The 21980-nt window shown below is 69.7% G+C and carries 27 protein-coding genes; 12 read left to right on the top strand and 15 right to left on the bottom strand.

Going from position 1 to position 21980, the window contains the following annotated elements; translation table 11 throughout:
- Position 1: 1 nt before the first annotated feature.
- On the bottom strand, positions 2 to 1216 hold the full coding sequence (locus tag ACT541_RS03780; protein WP_476134384.1) for an efflux RND transporter periplasmic adaptor subunit: 1215 nt from the start codon (positions 1214 to 1216) through the stop codon (positions 2 to 4).
- 122 nt (positions 1217 to 1338) lie between these two features.
- Positions 1339 to 2247 carry a methylated-DNA--[protein]-cysteine S-methyltransferase gene (locus tag ACT541_RS03775; RefSeq protein ID WP_476134382.1) on the bottom strand — a complete coding sequence of 303 codons (909 nt, stop codon included), beginning with the start codon at positions 2245 to 2247 and terminating at the stop codon, positions 1339 to 1341.
- Between the two features lie 144 nt (positions 2248 to 2391).
- Between ACT541_RS03775 and nth the strand changes: the two genes are divergently transcribed.
- Positions 2392 to 3183 carry an endonuclease III gene (gene nth, locus ACT541_RS03770; protein ID WP_476134380.1) on the top strand — a complete coding sequence of 264 codons (792 nt, stop codon included), beginning with the start codon at positions 2392 to 2394 and terminating at the stop codon, positions 3181 to 3183.
- 199 nt (positions 3184 to 3382) lie between these two features.
- Here nth and ACT541_RS03765 read toward each other — a convergent pair whose 3' ends face one another.
- Positions 3383 to 4168 carry a 3-hydroxybutyrate dehydrogenase gene (locus ACT541_RS03765; RefSeq protein WP_476134378.1) on the bottom strand — a complete coding sequence of 262 codons (786 nt, stop codon included), beginning with the start codon at positions 4166 to 4168 and terminating at the stop codon, positions 3383 to 3385.
- Positions 4169 to 4365: 197 nt separating this feature from the next.
- Between ACT541_RS03765 and ACT541_RS03760 the strand changes: the two genes are divergently transcribed.
- From ACT541_RS03760 to ACT541_RS03720, 9 genes are all read left to right on the top strand, one after another.
- Positions 4366 to 4779 (top strand): bacteriohemerythrin, encoded by a 414-nt coding sequence (locus ACT541_RS03760; RefSeq protein ID WP_476134376.1) that lies wholly within the window; start codon positions 4366 to 4368, stop codon positions 4777 to 4779.
- Positions 4780 to 4787: 8 nt separating this feature from the next.
- Positions 4788 to 5261 carry a hypothetical protein gene (locus tag ACT541_RS03755; protein WP_476134375.1) on the top strand — a complete coding sequence of 158 codons (474 nt, stop codon included), beginning with the start codon at positions 4788 to 4790 and terminating at the stop codon, positions 5259 to 5261.
- A gap of 106 nt (positions 5262 to 5367) precedes the next feature.
- Complete coding sequence (locus ACT541_RS03750) at positions 5368 to 5982, top strand: ribonuclease D (protein WP_476134373.1); 615 nt, start codon at positions 5368 to 5370, stop codon at positions 5980 to 5982.
- 54 nt (positions 5983 to 6036) lie between these two features.
- Entirely contained in the window at positions 6037 to 6735 is a 699-nt protein-coding gene (locus ACT541_RS03745) for a hypothetical protein (protein WP_476134371.1), read from the top strand.
- 8 nt (positions 6736 to 6743) lie between these two features.
- On the top strand, positions 6744 to 7322 hold the full coding sequence (locus tag ACT541_RS03740; protein WP_476134369.1) for an LptA/OstA family protein: 579 nt from the start codon (positions 6744 to 6746) through the stop codon (positions 7320 to 7322).
- Positions 7323 to 7414: 92 nt separating this feature from the next.
- Positions 7415 to 8149 carry an LPS export ABC transporter ATP-binding protein gene (gene lptB / locus ACT541_RS03735; RefSeq protein ID WP_476136023.1) on the top strand — a complete coding sequence of 245 codons (735 nt, stop codon included), beginning with the start codon at positions 7415 to 7417 and terminating at the stop codon, positions 8147 to 8149.
- A 138-nt stretch (positions 8150 to 8287) separates the two neighbouring features.
- The gene (rpoN, locus tag ACT541_RS03730) at positions 8288 to 9883 is read left to right on the top strand and encodes an RNA polymerase factor sigma-54 (RefSeq protein ID WP_476134367.1); all 1596 of its coding nucleotides are present in this window, start codon (positions 8288 to 8290) and stop codon (positions 9881 to 9883) included.
- 172 nt (positions 9884 to 10055) lie between these two features.
- Positions 10056 to 10631, top strand: a complete 576-nt coding sequence (gene hpf, locus ACT541_RS03725; RefSeq protein ID WP_476134365.1) for a ribosome hibernation-promoting factor, HPF/YfiA family — start codon at positions 10056 to 10058, stop codon at positions 10629 to 10631.
- Positions 10632 to 10766: 135 nt separating this feature from the next.
- Positions 10767 to 11231, top strand: a complete 465-nt coding sequence (locus ACT541_RS03720; protein ID WP_476134363.1) for a PTS sugar transporter subunit IIA — start codon at positions 10767 to 10769, stop codon at positions 11229 to 11231.
- A gap of 19 nt (positions 11232 to 11250) precedes the next feature.
- On the opposite strand, the gene ACT541_RS03715 is transcribed toward ACT541_RS03720, so the two are convergent.
- From ACT541_RS03715 to ACT541_RS03660, 12 genes are all read right to left on the bottom strand, one after another.
- Positions 11251 to 11505 carry a BQ00720 family protein gene (locus ACT541_RS03715; RefSeq protein WP_476134361.1) on the bottom strand — a complete coding sequence of 85 codons (255 nt, stop codon included), beginning with the start codon at positions 11503 to 11505 and terminating at the stop codon, positions 11251 to 11253.
- 75 nt (positions 11506 to 11580) lie between these two features.
- Positions 11581 to 12015: an Hsp20 family protein gene (locus tag ACT541_RS03710; RefSeq protein WP_476134360.1), complete on the bottom strand. Its 435-nt coding sequence runs from the start codon at positions 12013 to 12015 to the stop codon at positions 11581 to 11583.
- 141 nt (positions 12016 to 12156) lie between these two features.
- The gene (gene hisA / locus ACT541_RS03705; protein ID WP_476134358.1) at positions 12157 to 12894 is read right to left on the bottom strand and encodes a 1-(5-phosphoribosyl)-5-[(5-phosphoribosylamino)methylideneamino]imidazole-4-carboxamide isomerase; all 738 of its coding nucleotides are present in this window, start codon (positions 12892 to 12894) and stop codon (positions 12157 to 12159) included.
- Between the two features lie 79 nt (positions 12895 to 12973).
- Positions 12974 to 13624: an imidazole glycerol phosphate synthase subunit HisH gene (gene hisH, locus ACT541_RS03700; protein WP_476134356.1), complete on the bottom strand. Its 651-nt coding sequence runs from the start codon at positions 13622 to 13624 to the stop codon at positions 12974 to 12976.
- Positions 13621 to 14130, bottom strand: coding sequence for a DUF2628 domain-containing protein (locus ACT541_RS03695; RefSeq protein ID WP_476134354.1), 510 nt, complete (start codon positions 14128 to 14130; stop codon positions 13621 to 13623). Before ACT541_RS03695 ends, hisH begins: the two co-directional genes overlap by 4 nt.
- Before the next feature lies 1 nt (position 14131).
- A complete protein-coding gene (gene hisB, locus ACT541_RS03690; RefSeq protein WP_476134353.1) occupies positions 14132 to 14725 on the bottom strand; it encodes an imidazoleglycerol-phosphate dehydratase HisB in 594 nt (197 codons plus the stop codon).
- A 106-nt stretch (positions 14726 to 14831) separates the two neighbouring features.
- Positions 14832 to 15584, bottom strand: a complete 753-nt coding sequence (locus ACT541_RS03685) for a M48 family metallopeptidase (protein ID WP_476134352.1) — start codon at positions 15582 to 15584, stop codon at positions 14832 to 14834.
- 15 nt (positions 15585 to 15599) lie between these two features.
- Positions 15600 to 15965, bottom strand: coding sequence for a DUF2852 domain-containing protein (locus tag ACT541_RS03680; protein WP_476134350.1), 366 nt, complete (start codon positions 15963 to 15965; stop codon positions 15600 to 15602).
- A 117-nt stretch (positions 15966 to 16082) separates the two neighbouring features.
- Positions 16083 to 16520 carry a DUF2852 domain-containing protein gene (locus tag ACT541_RS03675; protein WP_476134349.1) on the bottom strand — a complete coding sequence of 146 codons (438 nt, stop codon included), beginning with the start codon at positions 16518 to 16520 and terminating at the stop codon, positions 16083 to 16085.
- Between the two features lie 104 nt (positions 16521 to 16624).
- The gene (locus tag ACT541_RS03670) at positions 16625 to 17914 is read right to left on the bottom strand and encodes a polyhydroxyalkanoate depolymerase (protein ID WP_476134347.1); all 1290 of its coding nucleotides are present in this window, start codon (positions 17912 to 17914) and stop codon (positions 16625 to 16627) included.
- 161 nt (positions 17915 to 18075) lie between these two features.
- Positions 18076 to 18885, bottom strand: a complete 810-nt coding sequence (locus ACT541_RS03665) for an ABC transporter permease (protein WP_476134346.1) — start codon at positions 18883 to 18885, stop codon at positions 18076 to 18078.
- A complete protein-coding gene (locus tag ACT541_RS03660) occupies positions 18882 to 19625 on the bottom strand; it encodes an ABC transporter ATP-binding protein (protein WP_476134345.1) in 744 nt (247 codons plus the stop codon). The genes ACT541_RS03665 and ACT541_RS03660 overlap by 4 nt, the downstream gene beginning before the upstream one ends.
- A 151-nt stretch (positions 19626 to 19776) precedes the next feature.
- Between ACT541_RS03660 and ACT541_RS03655 the strand changes: the two genes are divergently transcribed.
- Positions 19777 to 21168: an ActS/PrrB/RegB family redox-sensitive histidine kinase gene (locus ACT541_RS03655; protein ID WP_476134344.1), complete on the top strand. Its 1392-nt coding sequence runs from the start codon at positions 19777 to 19779 to the stop codon at positions 21166 to 21168.
- 191 nt (positions 21169 to 21359) lie between these two features.
- Complete coding sequence (locus tag ACT541_RS03650) at positions 21360 to 21917, top strand: ActR/PrrA/RegA family redox response regulator transcription factor (RefSeq protein WP_476136021.1); 558 nt, start codon at positions 21360 to 21362, stop codon at positions 21915 to 21917.
- Positions 21918 to 21980: the final 63 nt, after the last annotated feature.

Genomic DNA, 21980 nt, shown 5'->3' with positions numbered 1-21980 from the left:
GTCACTTCGCCGGCTCGGCGGCGGGCTTGTCGCCCCCCTTGCCGCCGGCCTTGTCGGGGGCGGCCGGCAGGATCTCGAGCGGCGCGCCGGCGGCGACCCGCATGGCGCCGTCGGTGACGACGCGATCGCCGGCGGAAAGCCCCGAGGCGACCACGGCGCGGCCGTCGACGACGCGGTCGATCTCGACCGGGCGCATCTCGGCGGTGCCGTCGGCGGCGACGCGCCAGACGAAGGAGCCCTTCTGGCCGAGCTGGACGGCGGCGGTCGGCACCACCAGTGCGTTCGGATCGTCCCGCAGGCGAACGCGGACCTCGACGAACTCGCCAGGCAGCAGGCGCTCGTCGGCATTGGGCAGCAGGGCGACCACCTGCAGCGTGCCGGTGGTGGTGTCGAGCGTGTTCTCGAGGAAGGCGACGCGTCCCTCGATCGCCGGCCCCTTCGAACCCGGCAGTTTGACCTCGACCGGCAGGACGCCGGCGGCGAGCGCCTGCCGCAGACGGCCGACGGACGCCTGGGGCACGGCGAAGGCGACGTGGATCGGGTCGAGCTGGTTGATGGTGGCGAGCAGCGCCGAATCGGCGGCGCGCACCGACGAGCCGGGCTTCAGCGGCAGGGAGCCGACGCGGCCGTCGATCGGGCTCTTGATCTCGTACCAGGTGACCTGGACCTCGAGATTGCGCAGCGCCGCCTCGTCGGCGGCGATCGTCGCGTTCTGCGCGGCGACGAGCGTCTTGGCCGATTCGAGATCGCGCTCCGACTTGGTGCGCGAGGCGACGAGCTGCTTCGTCCGTTCGAGATCGGCTTCGACGAGGACGAGCTGGGCCTGATCGCGGGCGAGCACGGCGCGGGCCTGTTCGGCCTGGGCACGGACGGCGCGGGCATCGAGGGTGAAGATCACCTGCCCCGCCTTCACGCGGTCGCCCTCGGCGACGCCGACGCTCTCGATCTGGCTGTCGACGCGGGTCTTGACCGGGATCGAGGCGGCGGCACGGGTCGAGCCGACGAGGTCGAGCACCACCGGCACGTCGATCGTCCTGGCCTCGACCACACGCACCGGCGCGGGCGGGCGCTTGGGCTGGGTCTGGGCGGGCTCGTCGGCGGCGAAGACCGGAGGCGCGACGGCGAACGAGGCGGCGAACGAGATCAGGGCGACGGCGAAGAAGCGGCCGCGAACGGCCTTGGCCGAGCGAGAGCGCCGGGCCGCGTGGGCGAGCATGTCCATCCTCCGGACGGGGCCACCGACCCTTCGCGGGCGCGGCGGACGATCGCGCCATCAGACAGGAAGTCGGGCGCCGTTTCGAGAGGGCTTCGCTCGAGATTGCGCGAGGTGAACGATATTTAATGCGCGGCCTCGCCGGTCAGCGCCGCGAGGCGGCAGCTCTCCCAACCGAGGATGGTGCGCTTGCGCGGCAAGCCCCAGTGATACCCGGTCAGTGCCCCGGTACTACCGACCACGCGGTGGCAGGGCACCACGAAGGAGATCGGGTTGCGCCCGACCGCGGCGCCGACGGCGCGCGCCGCCTTCGGGCGACCGATCGCGTCGGCAACCTGCGAATAGGTCACGGCGCGGCCGAAGGGGATGGCGAGCAGCGTCCGCCAGACGCGAATCTCGAAGTCGGTGCCGATGAGGACGACCCGGAGCGGTCGATCCGGACACCATTCGGTCTCGTCGAAGATGCGGGCGGCGAGCGGCGCCGTCGCCGCCTGATCGGCGACATGGACCGCCGCCGGCCAACGCCGGACGAGGTCCTCGAGCGCCGCTTCTTCGCCGCCCGGATCGGCGAAGGCGAGACCGGCGATGCCGTGTTCCGTCGCAACGACGATCGCGATGCCGAAGGGCGAGGGATGGAAGCCGTGGCGCATGACGAGGCCGGCACCGCGCGCCTTCCAGGCGCCGGGCGGCATCGCCTCGTGGGCGACGAAGAGGTCGTGCAGCCGGCCGGGGCCGGAGAGCCCGACCTCGAGCGAGGTGTCGAGCACCGAGGCGGCGTCCTCGAGCAGGCGGCGGGCGGCGTCGAGCGTCGCGGCGGCGAGGAACTGCTTCGGTGTGATGCCGGCATGGCGGGCGAAGAGCCGCGTCAGCTGGACCGGCGAAAGCCCGATCGCCCGCGCCACGTCTTCGGTCGAGGGCTGGGCGACACGATTCTCCGAGATGTAGGCGATCGCCTCGCGCACCAGGGCGTAGTCGGCGACGCGATCGTGCGTTTCGGGGGCGTGGATCTCGGGCGAAGGCTGGGCAATGGTCATCGGGCATCCTCGGTCGATGGTGGAAGACTAGCGAGGCGGCGGCGGCGGCGACACCCGATTTCCGACAGGGGGCGCTCGTGATCGCGAACCGGGTGGTTCTGCCCGGTCGAAACATGGTCTAGGGATGGGGCAAGGAGACGATCCATGGCGACGCGACCGAAGACCTCGACCCCGAAGAAGCCCGCCACGAAGGCCCCGGCCAAACCGGCCGCCGGGCGCGTGGCGAAGGCACCCGCCCGCTCACTCTATTCGGCCGCCGAGATCGAGGCGCTGTTCCGCCGCTTCGCCGAGGCCGAGCCGGAGCCGAAGGGCGAGCTCTACGCGCTGAACACCTTCACGCTGCTGGTGGCGGTCGTCCTCTCGGCGCAGGCGACCGACGCCGGCGTCAACAAGGCGACACCGGAACTCTTCCGCCTCGCCGACACGCCCGAAAAGATGGTGGCGCTGGGCGAGGATCGCATCCGCGACCTGGTCAAGACCATCGGCCTCTTCAAGACCAAGGCGAAGAACGTCTTCCTCCTGTCGCAGCTCCTCGTCGAGCGCCACGGCGGCGAGGTGCCGGCCGACCGCGAGGCGCTGCAGGCGCTGCCCGGCGTCGGGCGCAAGACCGCCAACGTGGTGCTCAACATCGCCTTCGGCCAGCCGACGATCGCCGTCGACACCCACATCTTCCGCCTCGCCAACCGACTGGGTCTCGCGCCCGGCAAGACGCCGGAAGAGGTGGAGAAACGGCTCGAGGCGCTGATCCCCGAGCCCTACGTGCGCCATTCGCACCACTGGCTGATCCTGCACGGCCGCTACGTCTGCAAGGCACGCAAGCCGGAGTGCGAACGCTGCCTGATCTCGGACCTCTGCAAGTGGCCGGAGAAGACCGCGCAGGCCCCCGCGATGCCGGTCGCCTTCGGCGCGGCGGCGGTGGGCGAACGGGACGACTGAGGCGGGCGGGGAGATCGGTCGCTCCATGGGAGCCTCGCGGAGGTCCTTCACCCTGAGGTGCTCGCAACGCGAGCCTCGAAGGGCGAAGGGCCGAGTGGCACCGCCCGTCGGCGGCTTCGCACTTCGAGGCCCGGCCATTCGGCCGGGCACCTCAGTGTGAAGCCGAACAGAGATGGGTTCTTCCTACCACCCTCTCCCCTCAGCGGGCCGACCAGCCGCCGTCGACGGAGATCATCGCGCCGGTGATCGAGGCGGCGTCGGGCGAGGCGAGGAAGGCGGCGATGCCGGCGACCTCCTCCGGCTTGACGAAGCGCTTGGTCGGCTGGGCCTCGAGGATGACCTTCTTGATCACCTCTTCCTCGGTCATGTTGCGCGCCTTGGCGGTGTCGGGGATCTGCTTCTCGACCAGCGGCGTCAGCACGTAGCCGGGGCAGATGGCGTTGACCGTGATGCCGGCTTCCGCGACCTCGAGGGCCACCGTCTTGGTCAGGCCGGCGATGCCGTGCTTGGCGGCGACATAGGCCGACTTGAAGGGCGAGGCGATCAGCGCGTGGGCCGAGGCGACGTTGATGATCGTGCCGGCGCCCTTGGCCTTCATCGACGGCAGCGCCGCGCGGATGGTGTGGAACGACGAGGAGAGGTTGATCGCGATGATCGCGTCCCACTTCTCGATCGGGAAATCCTCCACCGGCGACACGAACTGAATGCCGGCGTTGTTGACCAGCACGTCGATGCCGCCGAAGCGGGCGATGGCGCGTTCGACCATGGCGGCGATCTCGGCCGGCTTCGACATGTCGGCGCCGTCGTAGACCACCGTGACGCCGTGAGCCGTCTCGAGGCCGGCGCGGATCTTCTCGATCTCGGCCGGATCACCGAAGCCGTTGATGACGAGGTCGGCGCCGAGCGAGGCGAAGCGGGTGGCGACGGCGAGACCGATGCCGCTGGTGGAACCCGTCACCAGGACGGTCTTGTCTTTGAAGCTCATGACGTTTCCTCGGATGGTCGCGGCGATCGGTCGAGCGGCGCGCGAGCGCGCCGATGGCGGGCGGCGCGGGAACGCGCCTCGGGTCGCGATTGTTCACCCGACACGACATCGGTCAAGACGTGCCTTTGGTCACATCGCCAAGATCGGCGGCCGCGATAGACAGACGAGGCTCCCGCACGGAGCGAGACGAGGTGACGATGTCGAATGTTCCCCTGCTGGGCGTCCCCCTGATGGACCGGGACCACCAGACGCTCGACGCGATGTTCGAGCGGCTCGCCGCGACCGCCGACGGCGACCTGCCGGCGCTCTTCGCCGCGATCGACGCCGAGACGCGGGCCCATTTCGCCCGCGAGGAGACGCTCTTCGCCGAGGTGCCGATCGCCCACTGTCACCTCGCGCAGCACGCGCTGGTGCTCGGCGAGTTCGACGCCGCCGCCGGCCGGATCGGAACGCTCGACGCCGCCGCACTCAGGACACTGATCGGCGTCACCCTGCGCGAGATGATCGCCGGTCACGTCGGCAGCGTCGATCTCGTCACGTCACAGTTCCTCGGCGGGCACATGACGGCGGACGCGACCGCCAACCTGCGCCTGCCCGAACGCGCCGTCTGAGAGATCCCATGGACACCGCCGTCGTCGCCCGGGCGATCCACGTCGCCGCCGTCGTCCATTGGATCGGCGGCGTCTGGTTCGTCACCTTCGTGATCCTGCCGGCGGTCGCCCGCATCGCCGAGCCCGAACGGCGGATCGCCCTGTTCGAGGCGGTCGAGGGACGATTCGCCTTCCAGGCGCGGATCTCGACGCTGGCGGCGGGCGCGGCCGGCTTCTGGCTGACCTGGAAGCTCGACGCCTTCGACCGCTTCCTCGCCCCGCGCGACTTCTGGTTCATGCATGCGATGGTCGGCCTCTGGGCGATCTTCACGCTGATGCTCTTCGTGCTCGAGCCGCTGGTGCTGCATCGCTGGTTCGAGAGGCGCGCGGCGCGCGATCCCGACGGCACCTTCCGCCTCGTCCTGACGCTCCACCGCATCCTGTCGGTCGTCGCGCTGGGCGTGGTCGGCGCTTCCGTCGCCGCGGTCCACGGCGGTTGGTGAGGAGACCCGCATCGCGGGGGAGTGCGGCCGGCGACGGACCGTGGTAAACGGGCCGAACGGGCGAGGCGAGGTGCTTCGCGCCGTCGATATCGGATTGCCGCGATCCATGACCATTCGTTTCCATCACGAAGACCTGCCGGACCTCGCGAACTATCGCGACAGCGTCGCCATCGACACCGAGACCATGGGCCTCATGCCCCACCGCGACCGGCTCTGCGTGGTGCAGCTGTCGCCGGGCGACGGCACCGTCGACGTCGTCAAGATCGCCAAGGGCCAGACGCGCGCGCCGAATCTCGAGCGCCTTCTTTCCGACCCGAAGATCGTCAAGATCTTCCACTATGCTCGGTTCGATCTCGCTGCGCTCGCCCATGCGTTCGGGGTCATGCCGGGACCGATCTTCTGCACCAAGATCGCCTCCAAGCTGGTGCGCACCTACACCGACCGGCACGGTCTCAAGGACCTGTGCCGCGACCTCCTGGGCGTGGAGCTTTCGAAGCAGCAGCAGAGTTCGGACTGGGGCGCGGAGAGCCTGAGCGACGCACAGCTCGCCTATGCCGCCTCCGACGTCCTCCACCTGCATGCGCTCGTCGAGAAGCTGACGCCGATCCTCGAGCGGGAAGGCCGCATGGAAATCGCCAGGGCCTGCTTCGAATTCCTGCCGACGCGGGCGAAGCTGGACCTGATGGGCTGGACCGAGAGCGACATTCTCGATCACTCCTGATCGAGACCGTCGCACGATCGCGGCGCGCCGAGGGTGCCGCCGCCGGGAGGACGCATGGACGAGGCAACGGCGATCGCGCGGCGACCGCGGGGTGACGACGGCGTCGTGCGCCCGCGCGTCGAGATCGCGCGCCCTGCCGCCCAGATCGCCGCCGACCGGCATTCCCGCCGCGTGCGGTTCTTCAAGGTCCTGCTGCCGGCGGTCGGCATCGCGGCACTGCTGCTCGTCGCCGGCCTGACCTGGGTGAAGATGCGGTTCGCCTCGGGCGTCGACGTGCGCAACGTGCTGTTCTCCAAGGACGGCCTGACCATGGTCGAGCCGCGCCTGACCGGCCGGTCGCAGGACCGCACCTACGACGTCACCGCCGCCCGTGCCTTCCAGAACGTCAGCGACCCGAAGGTCGTGCGGATGGAGGGCATCGAAGGGCGGGTTTCGCTCGACGACGGCAGCACGGTGAAGCTCGAATCGCCGCGCGGCACCTACGACGGCAACCGCGAGACGCTGCGGCTCGAGGGCGGGCTGACGCTGTCGTCCTCGAAGGGCTGGCGCGTAGAGGGCGCCACCGCCGACGTGGCGCTGACCGACGGCCGCGTGAACGGCCAGGACGGCGTGCGCATCACCGGTCCCGGTGCGACCATCGCCGCCGACCAGATCGACTTGACCGACAACGGGCATCGTGTCCTGTTCTCGGGCAAGGTCCGTTTGACCATCGTGCCCGGCGTAGCCGGGACGACGGCCGATCCCACCCCGTGAGACACCCGATGACGTCACGCCTCCACGCCTCGCTCGCCGCCGCCGCGCTGGTCTTCGCCTCGAGCGCCTGGGCCGCCACCACCGGCGGCATGTCCGACGCCTTCAAGGGCTTCGGCTCCAACGGCAAGGACCCGATCCAGATCGAGGCCGACAGCCTCGAGGTGCTGGACAAGGATCGCAATGCCGTCTTCAACGGCAACGTCCACGTGGTGCAGAAGGACACGGTGCTGAAGACCCAGCGCCTGCGCGTCTACTACGAGGGCAACGGCGCCACCGATCTCGCCAAGGCGGGGACCACCGGCGACAAGTCGCAGGCCATCCGCCGCTTCGAGGCCGAGGGCAAGGTTCTGATCATCCAGAAGGAGCAGAGCGTCACCGGCGACAGCGGATGGTTCGACATGCGCTCGCAGACCGCCCAGATCAACGGCCACGTCGTGCTCGCCCAGTGCACCAACGTCGCCCGCGGCGATCGGCTGTCGATCGATCTGAAGACCGGCCAGTACAAGCTCGAGAGCTCCGGCCGCGTCCAGCTGATCCTCGAATCGCAGGCCGGCCCCTGCGGCACCGCGACGCCCGCCAAGCCCTGATCCCGGCCCGCCGCCAGCCCCGGAGACCGCCCGTGAGAATCCTGCCGATCGTCCCGCGTTCGCCCGATGCCGCCCACGGCGGCACCATCCGGATCGGCGATACCGACGAGGGGCTGCGGGTCGAGGCGGTGGCCAAGGCCTACAAGAAGCGACGGGTGGTGGAGAGCGTCAGCCTCGACGTCCATCGCGGCGAGGCGGTCGGCCTGCTCGGACCCAACGGCGCCGGCAAGACCACCGTCTTCTACATGATCACCGGCCTGATTCGTCCGGACGCCGGCACCATCCGCCTCGACGGCTACGACATCACGCGGCTGCCGATGTATCGCCGCGCCCGCCTCGGCATCGGCTATCTGCCGCAGGAGGCCTCGATCTTCCGCGGTCTGTCGGTCGAGGACAACATCATGGCGGTGCTCGAGGTGGTCGAGCCCGACCGCGCCCGCCGGCGCGAGGCGCTCGACGAACTGCTCGGCGAGTTCCGCATCGAGCATCTGAGGAAGTCGCCGTCGATCGCGCTGTCGGGTGGTGAACGCCGGCGCTGCGAGATCGCCCGGGCGCTCGCCTCGCGCCCCTCCTTCATGCTGCTCGACGAGCCCTTCGCCGGCATCGACCCGATCGCCGTCGGCGACATCCAGGTGCTGGTGCGCCATCTGACCCAGCGCGGCATCGGCGTGCTGATCACCGACCACAATGTCCGCGAGACGCTGGGTCTGATCGATCGCGCCTTCATCATCGCCTCCGGCCACGTGCTGACGACCGGAAATCCGCGCGAAATCGTCGATCATCCCGACGTCCGCCGGCTGTATCTCGGCGAGCAGTTCAGCTTCTGAGAACGGCGTCCCGCACTTTCCTCCGCGCCCGGACGCTTTTTTGTTTGCCGTCGGCGGGGCTTGGGATAACACTATCGGGGTGAGGCAAGATCCGGACCACTTTGCGTGGACCGGAGATACGAGGGTTGTTGGAGGTCTATGGCGCTCAGCCCGAAACTGGAGCTCAGACAGAGCCAGTCTCTGGTGATGACGCCTCAGCTGATGCAGGCGATCAAGCTGCTGCAGCTGGGCAACCTCGATCTCGTGGCCTACGTCGAAGCCGAACTCGAGAGAAATCCGCTCCTGGAGCGCGACGAGGGCGAGGACCGCCCGGTCGCGGAGGCGAACGGCGCCGAGGCGCCGCGCACCGACACCGCCGGCGGCGACTTCGACGGTGCGGCCGAGGCGGCCTCGGACTTCTCGGACGGCGGCGACGGCGCCGACTTCGCCCCCGCCTCCTCCGGTCCCGACCTCGACACCGCCTTCGAGAACGCCTCGCCGGAGATCGGCGAGCGGCTCGACGCCGACTACACCAACGTCTTCCAGGACGACGGCCCGAGCGAGGCGATCGACCCGACGCGACTGGTCGGCGAGACCTGGAGCCAGACCTCGACCACGGGCAACGGCTCGGGCGGCGAGGACTACAATCTCGAGAGCTTCGTCGCCGCCGAGGTGTCGCTCGCCGATCACCTGACCGAACAGCTGATGCTCGCCGTCACCGACCCGATGCGGCGGATGATCGGCCGCCATCTGATCGACGGGGTCGACGAGGCGGGCTACCTGCGCGTCACCCTCGAGGACGTCGCCGAGAAGCTCGGCGCGCCGATGGCGATGGTCGAGGACGTGCTGGCGCTGCTGCAGAGCTTCGATCCGGCCGGCGTCTGCGCCCGGTCCCTCAGTGAGTGCCTGGCGCTGCAGCTCAAGGACCGCGACCGCTTCGACCCCGCGATGCAGGCGCTGGTCGCCAATCTCGAGCTTCTCGCCAAGCGCGACTTCGCGGCGCTGCGCCGCCTGACGCGGGTCGACGACGACGATCTCGCCGAGATGGTCACCGAGATCCGCGCGCTGAACCCCAAGCCCGGCAACGCCTTCGGCACCACCATGGTGCAGCCGATCGTGCCGGACGTGGTGGTGCGCCCCGGCCCGGACGGCGGCTGGCTGGTCGAACTGAATTCCGAGACCCTGCCGAAGGTCCTGGTCAACCAGACCTATTTCGCCTCGGTGGCGAAGACGGCGAAGGGCGACAAGGACAAGTCCTATCTCTCCGACTGCCTGCAGACCGCCAACTGGCTGGTCAAGAGCCTCGACCAGCGGGCCAAGACGATCCTGAAGGTGTCGAGCGAGATCGTGCGTCAGCAGGACGCCTTCCTGACGCACGGCATCCAGCACCTGAAGCCGCTCAACCTGCGCATGATCGCCGACGCGGTCGGCATGCACGAGAGCACGGTCAGCCGCGTCACCTCCAACAAATACATGGCCACCACCCGGGGCATCTTCGAGCTGAAGTATTTCTTCACCTCCTCGATCGCATCCTCGGAAGGCGGCGAAGCCCATTCCTCCGAGTCGGTGCGTCACCGCATCAAGGAGCTGATCGACAAGGAGACCGCGGACGACGTCCTGTCCGACGACACGATCGTCAAGATGCTCCGGGACACCGGCATCGACATCGCGCGCCGCACGGTCGCGAAGTACCGCGAAGCGATGAACATACCCTCTTCCGTCCAGCGTCGTCGCGAGAAGCAGGCGCTGGCGTGAAGCAGTCCCGCGGGTTTCGGCGCCTCGCCCGGAGCGCCGCCCGAGGGATCGACGAGCGTCCCCGACGGGGGTTGCGGTCCGGTGATCCGGTCCCCACATCCGTCGGAGGCAAGAAGCACAACACGGCCGCGCCGCCTTCGGGGGACGTGGCCCGACCGGGAGGTCGAACTCCATGACCCTCAGGGTTTCCGGCAAGAACGTCGACATCGGCGAATCGCTGCGCGGCCACGCGGAAACGCGCGTCGGCGAGGCTCTCGCCAAGTACTTCAACGGCACCTTCAAGGGCCACGCCACCGTGGAGAAGGAAGGCATCGGCTTCCGTACCGAATGCGCGCTTCATCTGGGCACCGGCATCACCGTTCAGGCGGTGGGAGCGGCGCAGGATCCCTATCTCAGTGTCGATCAGGCGATCGACCGCATCGAAAAGCAGCTCCGTCGCTACAAGCGCCGCCTGCGCGACCACAACAATGCCGCTGGTCGCGCGCACGAGGTGGAAACGGCCTATCGCGTCCTCGAGGCTCCGGCCGAGGACGAGGAGGTTCCGGTCGACTTCCACCCCGCGGTGATCGCGGAGAGCACCCGGCCGTTGAAGACCCTGTCGGTCGGCGACGCGGTCCAGGAACTGGACCTCACCGGCGCCACCTTCGTCATGTTCCGCAACACCACCAATGGTGGACTGAACGTGGTCTATCGTCGCGACGACGGCAACATCGGCTGGGTCGATCCGACCCTCGCCGCCGACGCCTGATCGCGCGTCCACGGAGGCGGGCGCCTCCGTAATGAACACCGGTTGCGCCGAGGGGCGGTTTGCACCACCTTCGGCGCAATTCCATGGGAGAGGTCCGCGGGAGCGTGACCTCGTGGGAATCGGGACGACCCGACGATGGACCTCGGCGATCTGATCGGCTTCGACGCCGTCATGCCGGCCTTGCGCCCGGCCAACAAGAAGCAGGTTCTCCAGGAGCTTGCGGCACGGGCGGCCCGGATCACCGGGCTCGACGAACGCGACGTGTTCGAACGCCTGGTGCAGCGCGAACGCCTCGGCTCGACCGGCGTCGGCCACGGCGTCGCCATTCCCCATGCCATGCTCGACGAGGTCGACCACACCATCGGCGTCTTCGCCCGGTTGGAGCGACCGATCGACTTCGAGGCGACCGACGGTCAGCCGGTCGATCTGGTGGTGACGTTGTTCTCGCCGACGCGGGCCGGGGCCGATCACCTGAAGGCGCTGGCGCGGGTCGCCCGTGCCATGCGCGACGCGCCCTTTGCCGCCAAACTGCGCGGCAGCCGCGATCCGCACGCGCTCTATGCGCTGCTCGCCCATTCGGTCGAGCCGTCGGCGGCCTGAGCGGCCGCCGCTTCTCTCCTCAGTGCAGCGACACCGGAACGAGGTCGTTCTCGAAGGCCGATTCGAGCGCGAGGCGCAGGTCGTCGGCGACCATGATCGGCTGGCCGGCGGCGCCGATCAGCGCCCAGAGCTTCAGGCCGGGCGGCAGTTCTGGACCGCCGGGGAAGGCGCGCGCGAGGTCTTCGGACGACATCTCGCGGACATAGGCGACGACGCCCTCGCCGAGATGGGCGAGCGCCTCGGGGGCGATGGTGAAGGGGTTTGAACGGGTCATGACGTCCTCCTCGACGGGCACGTCGGCACCCGTCCTCGATCGTTCCTTCGTGAAAGGCTCTCGGCTTTCGCCGTCTCACTCGCTGGCGGCGATGTCGATCCGGCGGATCACCCGTTCGGGCTCCGGGCGGGCGAGATCGATCGCCAGCAGGCCGTCCTTGAGCTCGGCACCCGCCACCTCGATGCCGTCGGCCAGCACGAAGACGCGCTGGAACTGACGCGCGGCGATGCCGCGATGGAGGTATTGGCGATTTCGGTCGTCGTCGGTCTGGCGACCGCGGATGACGAGCTGGCTGTCCTCGATCGTCACGTCGAGCTGGTCGCGGGTGAAGCCGGCGACGGCGAGCGTGATGCGCAGGACTTCGCGACCGCCGTCGCGCGCCGGTTCGAGGCGCTCGATGTTGTAGGGCGGATAACCGTCGTTGGTGGCCTTTGAGACGCGGTCGAGCACGCGCTCGATCTCGTCGAAGCCGAGGAGGAAGGGGCTGGAGAAGCCCGGAAAACGCGACATGTTCAGGCCCTTCTCGAGCGACCCATCGACCACCCGCGGGCCCCTGTCAGGAGAGGCGACCCGCGGCGACGGACCGAGCCCGTCCCGCCCAATATGGGGGGCCGACGATGGGCGTTCAAGTCGGGCGAAGCGACCGGTCGCTCAGCCCGCCGCCGCGATCAGCGCCAGCGCCTCTTTCGGGTCGAGGCGGCCGTCGTAGAGGGCGCGGCCGGTGATGGCGCCTTCCAGGATGCGGGCCTCCGGCGCCAGCATCGCACGGACGTCGTCGATCGAGGCGAGGCCGCCGGAGGCGATGACGGGGATCGACACGGCGCGGGCGAGTTCCAGCGTCGAGGGCATGTTGAGGCCCTTGAGGATGCCGTCGCGGTCGATGTCGGTGTAGACGATCGCCGCGACGCCGGCGTCCTCGAACTTCTTCGCCAGATCGATCGCCGTCAGTTCCGAACCCTCGGCCCAGCCCTCGACCGCGACGCGGCCGCCCTTGGCGTCGATGCCGACGACGACGCGGCCGGGGAAGAGCCGGCAGGCCTCCTTGACGAGGGCGGGATCACGCACCGCCACGGTGCCGAGGATGACGCGGGAGAGCCCCTTGGCGAGCCAGCCCTCGATCGCGGCGAGATCGCGGATGCCGCCGCCGAGCTGCACCTTCATGCGACCGGAGACCGCGGCGAGGATCGCCTCGACCGCCGCGCCGTTGACCGAGCGGCCGGCGAAGGCGCCGTTGAGGTCGACGACGTGGAGCCAGGGGAAGCCGAGGTCGGCGAAGGCGGTCGCCTGGGCGGCCGGATCGTCGTTGTAGACCGTCGCCTGATCCATCTCGCCGAGCTTCAGGCGAACGCACTGACCGTCCTTCAGGTCGATGGCGGGAAAGAGAATCATCTGTGCCTCGGAACCCGGCGCGGGAGCGCCATTACGTTGGAAGAGCGCCGCGCGGCGCCTGAAACGGGGAAAGGGCGCCTCAGGGCGCCCACTTCAGGAAGTTGGCGAGCAGCGCGAGACCGAGCGTCTGGCTCTTCTCGGGATGGAACTGGGTGCCCACCACGTTGTCCTTCGCCACGATCGCGGTGACCGGGCCGCCGTAGTCGGCGGTCGCCACCAGGTCGGCGCGATCGGCGACGTGGAAGGCGAAGGAGTGCAGGAAATAGGCGTGGAGCCCGTCGGCGCCGAGCCGGATGCCGTCGAGCACCGGGTGCGGATTGACGAGATCCATGGTGTTCCAGCCCATGTGCGGCACCTTGAGGTGGGCAGCGCCGGGCTCGATCGCCCGCACCTCGCCGCCGATCCAGCCGAAGCCGTCGGTCGTCTCGTGTTCGAGGCCGCGGGTGGCCAAGAGCTGCATGCCGACGCAGATGCCGAGGAAGGGGCGGCCCCTGACCTCGACGAACTCGGTGAGTGCTTCCTCCATGCCGTCGATCGCGGCGACGCCGCGGCGGCAGAAGGGGAAGGCGCCGTCGCCGGGAAGCACGACGCGGTCGGCGCGTGCCACGACGTCGGGATCGCGGGTCAGCACCACCTGCTGGCCGCGGCCGACTTCGGCGGCGACCCGTTCGAGGCCCTTTTCGGCGGAGCGCAGGTTGCCGGCGCCGTAGTCGATGAGCGCGACGGTCATTTCGCTTCTCTCCGGAGCACGCCCCAGCCGACCACGGCCGGCAGATCGGGCGTCATGATGGGACGAGTGGTCGAGGGCGCGGGCGCCGCGGCGGCGGCCGGCTCGACCACGTCGCCGAAGCGCGGACGGCGCGGATCGGCGAGACGGGCGACGAAACGGACGAGCGCCTCCTCGGCGTCGCGGGCCTCGACGACGCCGACGAGACGGGCGCCGCGACGCTCCCAGGTCCAGCGGGCGAGGTCGTTGGCGGCGAGCGCGAACCAGACGGCGAAGCCGACCGAGACGATCGTGGCGAGCGAGGCGGAGACGTGGCCGGCGACCACTTCGATCGCCACCGTCACGACGATCCAGCCGGCGAAGACCCACCACAGCCGCTTCCACGGCGCCCACAGGAAGGGCACGAAGAAGGCGGTGAAGGACGCCTTTTCCGGCAGCAGGACCAGACGATCGGCGCGAGCGTCCGCTTCCGCGTCGCCCGTCGGCGCATGCACCGTGAAGGTGGTCATGTCAGTCTCCCAGCGAACCCTTGGTCGAGGGGATGGTGCCGGCGCGGCGCGGATCGACGGCGAAGGCCGCCTCGAAGGCGCGGGCCGTGGCCTTGAAGGCGCTTTCGATCATGTGGTGGTTGTTGACGCCGTAGAGCGTCTCGACGTGCAGCGTCAGCCCGGCGTTGAAGGCGAGCGCGCGGAAGAACTCCTCGAAGAGCTCGGTGTCGAAGTCGCCGATCTTGTCGCGCGAGAACGGGATCCGGAACACCAGGAACGGCCGGCCGGAGACGTCGAGCGCGGCGCGCGTCAGCGTCTCGTCCATCGGCAGATGGACGTCCGAGTAGCGGCGGATGCCCTTGAGGTCGCCGAGCGCCTTGCGGATGGCGAGGCCGAGCGCGATGCCGACGTCCTCCACCGTGTGGTGCTGGTCGATGTGGAGATCGCCCGAGGCGCGGATCGTCATGTCGATCAGCGAGTGGCGCGAGAGCTGCTCCAGCATGTGGTCGAAGAAGCCGACGCCGGTGGAGACGTCGTAGGTGCCGGAACCATCGAGGTTCACGGTCACGGAGACGTCGGTTTCCTTCGTCTTGCGCTCGACGGAGGCGGTGCGCATGGGGATGCCCTCGGCTGGCTTGTCGGTGCCCGCCTTTTAGCAGGCGAAACGGCCGAGGTCCAAGCCCAAGCCGGAAAATGGTGGACGACCGCACCCGTGCCCGCACTCAGGCTTCCGGGCCGTAGCCGTGGAGCCCGGCGCCATGGAGCTTCAGCCAGCGGCGGCCGGCGTCCATCTCGGGGCAGGTGTCGCGCACCAGCCGCCAGAAACGGCGGGAATGGTTCATCTCGCGCAGATGCGCCACCTCGTGGGCGGCGAGATAGTCGAGCACGAAGGGCGGCGCCATCACCACCCGCCAGGAGAAGGACAACTCGCCGTCCGCGGTGCAGGAGCCCCAGCGCGAGCGGGTGTCCTTGATGCGGATGCGCGGATTGCGGATCTCGATCGAAAGCCGCGCCGCATGGGTCGCGACCGCCGGGGTCAGATCGGCCTTGGCGGTGCGGACGAGGAAGTCGCGCAGGCGGCGGGGGAGATGCTCGGCGCCGCCGGCGACGACGAGGCGCGGCTCGCCCTCCGTCTCCGCCTCGCGCCACACCGTGCCGCGCGCCTCGGCGCGATGATCGACGCGGTGCATCTCGCCGCGGAAGGGCAGGAGCACGCCGGGAGCGAAGGCGACGCGATCGGGCCGTCGCGCCAGCCGTTCGGCGAGCCAGCCGCGATGGCGCTCGAGGAAGGCCTCGGCATCGGGAAGCCGCGTCCCCTCCGGCACCGTCATCACCGGCGCGCCGACGCCGAGCCGCAGGGTGAAGCGCGTCGCCCGCGGCGAGACGCGCAGGTCGACGGCGACGGTGCGGTCGGGGAGCGACACCGTCAGGCTGTCGGGCAGTGCGGGCAGGCGGCGGCGCGGCGCGAAGAACAAGGGGTGGGCTCCGCGTCAGGCGGTCGGCACGTCGGCGCCGCCCTCGGGGCGGCCGGCGCGGTCGGCGGCGCGATCGGCCCCGCGATCGGAATTCGGCGCGGCGCAGGAGGCGTCGTGGCGGGTGTCGTAGTACCAGGCGGCCGGCCCGCAGCAGCAGGCGCCGCCCTTGCCGAGCCCGTTCGAGAGCCCCTCGAAGAAGGCATCGGCCCGGACGCGCCAGCCGAGCCGCTCGCCATAGAGGGCGAAGACCGCCATCGCCACGCCGAAGGGCCAGGCGAAGGCGAAACCGGCGATCGTCAGCACGACGACCAGCGGCCGCAGGTCGACGCCGGCGGCGCGCAGGCGGGCGGCGAGACGGGAGGTGGAGATGCGATCGGCCATGCGTCTCTCCCCGTCGGTCGAATCGATGCCGGAGCGGCATCGCGGTCGGTGGTCGATCGGGCGAGATTGCCCGATCGCGCGCGACATGCAAGGGCCGCCATCCTCGTGCGGGGGGTGTCAGCCCTCGGCGGCCGAACGAACCGGCTTCTCGGCCAGCACGGCGTCGAAGGTGGCGCGGTCGGGGGCGGTGCGCAGGCGCGACAGCCAGACGGCATGGGCGCGGCGCTCGGCCTCGAAGCGGCGGATCTCGGCGTCGGTGCGGTCGAGGACCGACGCACGATAGGCCTCGAAGGCGGGATCGCCGGACTGGGCGTAGGAGGCGAAGCCGGTGAAGCGCGAGAAGGCCTGCGGATCGAAGCGGACGCCGGCGCGAGCGAGCCCGTCGCGCAGGCCGGACATGAAGCTCTCGACGCGGGCGCGCCAGCCGAAGCGTTCGCCCCACAACGCGTAGGCGAGCACCAGCAGGCCGAGCGGCCAGGCGATCAGGAAGCCGATCACCATGGCGGCGATCGTCGCGGGCGTGAAGCCGGTGGTCGAGGTCGAGCCGAAGTTCATTCCAACCCTCCGAACGACCCGCGTCCCGCGCCGCCGAAGGGCGCGCGCGATCGGGTCATGGTCGGGAGATGGCCCCTCGGCCCCCGCGTTTCAAGCGCGGGGGATCAGCTCTTCCTGGCGCGGCGTGTCGGCTTGGCGTCGGTGGCCGGTGCGACACCGACCGCGCCGCGGGCGTGGCGGCGGACGAAGTCGGCCATGCGCGGCTGGATGTTGGCGCGGAACTTCGAACCGTTGAAGACGCCGTAGTGGCCGACGCCGGGCTGGACATAGTCCGTCTGCTTGTCGGCGGCGAGGTTGGAGCACAGCGTGTGCGCCGCCTGGGTCTGGCCCATGCCGGTGATGTCGTCGAGCTCGCCCTCGACCGTCAGCAGCGCGGTGTTGCGGATCGCCGACGGCCGGACCGGCCGGCCGCGATGCATCATCTTGCCCTCGGGCAGGTCGTGGTCGAGGAAGACGGTGCGGATGGTCTGGAGATAGAACTCCTTGGTGAGGTCCATCACCGCCATGTACTCGTCGTAGAAGTCGCGGTGCTTCTCGGCGCTCTCGCCGTCGCCCTCGACGAGGTGCTGGAAGAACTCCTTGTGGGCGGAGACGTGGCGGTCGAGGTTCATCGACATGAAGCCGCCGAGCTGCAGGAAGCCCGGATAGACCTCGCGGAAGGCGCCGGCATGCGGGAAGGGCACCCGCATGATGACGTTGCGCTCGAACCAGCCGAGGCCCTTGTCGTGGGCGACCTTGTTGACCGCGGTCGGCGAGATGCGGGTGTCGATCGGCCCGCCCATCAGGATCATCGTCGCCGGCGACAGCGGATCGCCGTCCTCCTCCATCAGCGACACGGCGGCGAGCACCGGCACCGAGGGCTGGCAGACGGCGACGATGTTCACCCCGGCGCCGAGGTGGTGGATCATCTCGATCACGTAGTCGATGTAGTCGTCGAGATCGAAGGTACCGGCGGCGAGCGGCACCATGCGGGCGTCGATCCAGTCGGTGATGTAGACCTCGTGGGCCGGCAGCATGGCCTCGACGGTGCCGCGCAGCAGCGTGGCGTAGTGGCCCGACATCGGCGCGACGATCAGCACCTTGGGATCGGCGGCGCGCCCCTCCGGCAGCTCGCGGCGGAAGTGCAGCAGGTTGCAGAAGGGCTTCGACCAGACGAACTCTTCCGTGACCGGGACTTCCGCCCCGTCGACCACGGTGGTCGGCAGATCGAAGGCGGGCTTGCCGTAGCGCCGGGTCGAGCGTTCGAAGACCTCGAAGCCGGCGGCGAGCGAGCGGCCGAGCGCGGTGCCGGCGAGCGGATTGAAGGGGCTGCGGAAGGCCCAGCGGCCGACCTCGGCCGCGACGCGCATCGGTCGGAGCGCGGCGTGGTTCAACTCGTAGAGCTGGTAGAACATCGGTTCGGTTTCCGTCCCCTCGGACCGATCGGAGGTTCCGTCGGCCTCTCGTATTCTTTCGGTCGATCACTATGCGGCCGAGAACCGCGCGCACCAAGGCCGGCGCGGTCGGCAATTGGTCTTAGCGGTATCTGACCCAACGTCAGCCGACGACGGTCTCGTCATTCGCCCTGCTGCACCAGCGATCCGGCGCGGCGCGCGCTGTCGAGCAGGCGCGAGAAGGCGAGGATGCCGGCGGCGAGCCACAGCAGGTTCAGCCCTATCGCCGAGGCGAGCAGGTCGGCGCGGAAGGTGTGGTCGACCAGGACGGCGCGCAGGCCCTCGAAGACGTGGGTCGGCGGCAGCGCCCAGGCGACCGGCTGCAGCCAGACCGGCAGGGTGGAGACCGGATAGTAGACGCAGGTGATCGGCATCAGCACGAACATCAGCGACCAGGACAGCGCCTCCGCCCCCAGACCGTGGCGCAGCAGGATGCCGACGATGACGAAGGCGAGCGCCCAGCCGGTCGCCACCAGATTGGCGAAGAAGCCGACCAGCGCCAGGCCGAGGCCCCAGATGTTGAAGCCGAAGAAGGGGATGGCGATCAGCGTCACCGGGATCATGCCGATCGCCAGCCGGATCATCGACACGACCATCAGCGCGACGACGAATTCCGAGGTCTTGAGCGGGCTCATCAGCAGGTTGCCGAGATTGCGCGACCACATCTCCTCGAGAAAGGCGAAGGCGAAGCCCTGCTGAGACCTCAGCAGCACGTCCCACAGCAGCAGCGCCGCGACGAAGAGACCGCCGGCGCCGGCGAAATAGGGCGACTTCGACGTGACGTAGGACTGGACGAAGCCCCAGGTCAGCATCTGCACCGTCGGCCAGTAGATCAGCTCCACCGTACGCGGCCAGGAGTTGGAGATGAGGTACCACGAGCGCAGCACCAGCGCGCCGACGCGGGAGACCGAAAAACCCGAAGCCGCACTCATGGCGTCTCCTCCACGATACCGGCGCGGGCGCGCTCCTCGGCCGTGCCGCGACCGCGGGCGACGTCGAGGAAGACCTCCTCCAGCCGATCGCGACCGAATCGCTCCATCAGTTCGGCCGGCGTGCCGCGCGCCGCGATCTTGCCGGCCGAGAGGATGACGACGTCGTCGCAGAGCCGTTCGACCTCGTCCATGTTGTGCGAGGCGAGCAGCAGCGAGGCGCCGGTCTCGGCACGGAAGGCCTCGAGGCGCGAGCGCACCCAGTCGGCGGTGTCGGGGTCGAGCGAGGCGGTCGGCTCGTCGAGGAGCAGCAGGCTCGGCCGGTTGAGCAGCGCCTTGGCGAGCGCGACGCGGGTCTTCTGCCCGGCCGAGAGCGCGCCGGCGCGGCGGTCGAGAAAGGGATCGAGGGCGAAGGCCTCTGCCAGTTCGGCGATGCGGCCCTCGGCATCGGCGACGCCGTAGAGCCGGGCGAAGACCCTGAGGTTCTGTCGGACGGTGAGCCGGTGGGGCATGTCGACATAAGGACTCTCGAAGTTCATCCGCGCGAGCAGGCCGGAACGGTCCTCGGCGAGTTCGGAGCCGAGCACGCGGATGGTGCCGCCGTCGGGGCGCACCAGACCCATGATCATGCCGATCGTCGTCGTCTTGCCGGCGCCGTTGCCGCCGAGCAGGCCGAGCGTGCGGCCGGCGGGCAGGCGAAAGGAGATGCCGTCGACCGCGCGGACCGGGCCGAAGGTCTTCACGAGGTCGACGACTTCGAGGGCCGGGGGAACGGGAGAGGATGTTGCGGATTCGGACAACGCAAATTCGATCCTTCGTACGCTTCTCGGGTTGCCGTACGATCGTATAGGCTGACGACGGCGTACGTAAGACGCCTTGTCGGAGAAGACGGGAATGTTGGGGGTACTGGCCGATTTCGGCGACAGTTCGGTGCGCTCGCTCAGGCTCGACACGCTGGTCAGGCTGCGCTGGCTGGCGGTGGCGGGCCAGACCGTGGCGATCCTCTTCGTGCGCTTCGGACTCGGCTTCCATCTGCCGATCGTCGCCTGCCTCGCCTTCGTCGCCGCTTCGGCCGGGCTCAATCTGACGCTCCGCTCGCATTTCTCGTCGATCTACCGGCTCGACGGCATCCATGCGACGCTGCTGCTCGGCTGGGACGCGCTGCAGCTGACCGGCCTCCTGTGGCTGACCGGCGGGCTCGAGAACCCCTTCGCCTGCCTGCTGCTGGCGCCGGTGCTGGTGTCGTCGGCGTCGCTGCCGCCGCGCTCGACGGCGCTGCTCGGCGTCTTCGTCGCGGTCGCCGCCACCGTGCTCGCGGCCTGGCACGCGCCGCTGCCCTGGGGCACCGACACGCCGCCCAACCTGCCGGTGCTCTACGTGCTCGGCCAGTGGCTGGCGCTGATCCTCACCCTCTCCTTCTCGGCGCTCTACGCCTTCCGCGTCGCCGACGAGAGCCGTCGCCTCGCCGAGGCGATCAAGGCGACCGAGCTGACCCTCCAGCGCGAGAGCCATCTCGTGGCGCTCGACGGGCTCGCCGCCGCCGCCGCCCACGAGCTGGGCACGCCGCTCGGCACCATCACCGTCGTCGTCCGCGAGATGGAGCGCGAACTGCCGCCGGGCTCGCCGCTCGCCGAGGACGTGGCGCTGCTCAGGAGCCAGGCGGAACGCTGCCGCGAGATCCTGCGCAAACTGTCGTCGATGGGCGAGGACCCGGACGCCTTCTTCGCCCGCCAGTCGCTCGGCGAGGTGGTCGACGAGGTGCTCGAGCCGTTCCGCGATCTCGGCACCGAGCTCGAGGTGATCGAGCGCGGCGAGGGGCCGGAACCGATCGCGCGGCGCAGCCCGGCGATCCTCTACGGTCTCGGCAACATCGTCGAGAACGCCGTCGACTTCGCCGAGACCCGCGTCGTCGTCGCCCTGGCGTGGGACGAACGCGAGGTCACCGTGATCGTCTCGGACGACGGGCCGGGCTTCTCGCCGGGGGTGCTGGAGCGCCTCGGCGAACCCTGGGTGACGACGCGCGAGCAGTCGCTCGACGAAGACCCCGACGAGGGCGGCCGCGCCGACGGCGAGACCGGCGGCGGGCTCGGCCTCGGCTTCTTCATCGCCCAGACCTTCCTGATGCGCTCGGGCGCGCGGGTGACCTTCGAGAACAAGCGCTTTCCCGCCCATGGCGCGGAAATCCACATCCAGTGGCCGCGCACGCTGTGGCCGCTCGCCGAGGAGGGTCTCGGGTCGTCGAACTTCGCGTCCGTCGAGGACGAGACGCCGCATGGACGCGAATGAGACCGGGTCGCGGGAACCTGCGCGCGGGACGTGTGCCGCGCCGATTACCGCGTCAGGATTTCGTTGATCCGTCAATCGCGTATCGGCTCCCGTATCGGGGTGCCAACGTATTGTAGAATTGGAATTCCACTCATAAACTCGCCGCCCAATCGGGTGTCGGGGTGCCCGCAAAGAGAACAACGGTGACGATCATGACGGACGTGTCGCAGGCCCTCGCGGCCGATGCGGAGAAGAGCCTGCTCATCGTCGACGACGACAAGGCCTTTCTGCAGCGCCTGGCTCGCGCGATGGAACTGCGTGGTTTCGAGGTGGAGACGGCGTCGACGGTGGCCGAAGGACGTGCCCGGGTCGACGCCCGCTCGCCCGCCTTCGCTGTGGTCGACATGCGGCTCGCCGACGGCAACGGGCTCGACGTCGTCGAGCACCTGCGCGAGAAGCGCCCGGAGGCGCGCATCGTCGTGCTGACCGGTTACGGCAACATCGCCACCGCGGTGTCGGCGGTGAAGCTCGGGGCGACCGACTATCTCTCCAAGCCGGCCGACGCCGACGAGGTGATGCGCGCCCTGCTGCGGTCGACCGACGAACGGGCCGAACCGCCGGAGAACCCGATGTCGGCCGACCGGGTGCGGTGGGAACACATCCAGCGGGTCTACGAGCTGTGCGAGCGCAACGTGTCGGAGACGGCGCGTCGGCTCAACATGCATCGCCGCACGCTGCAGCGCATCCTCGCCAAGCGCGCGCCGCGCTGAGACGCGGGCGTCGGAGCCGATCGACCGATCACGCCGCACCCGGGTGCGGCGTGATCTTCGTCG

It is taken from the genome of Pinisolibacter sp. DMC100, assembly GCF_056313705.1.
This window is presented reverse-complemented; position numbering and strand designations above follow the sequence as displayed.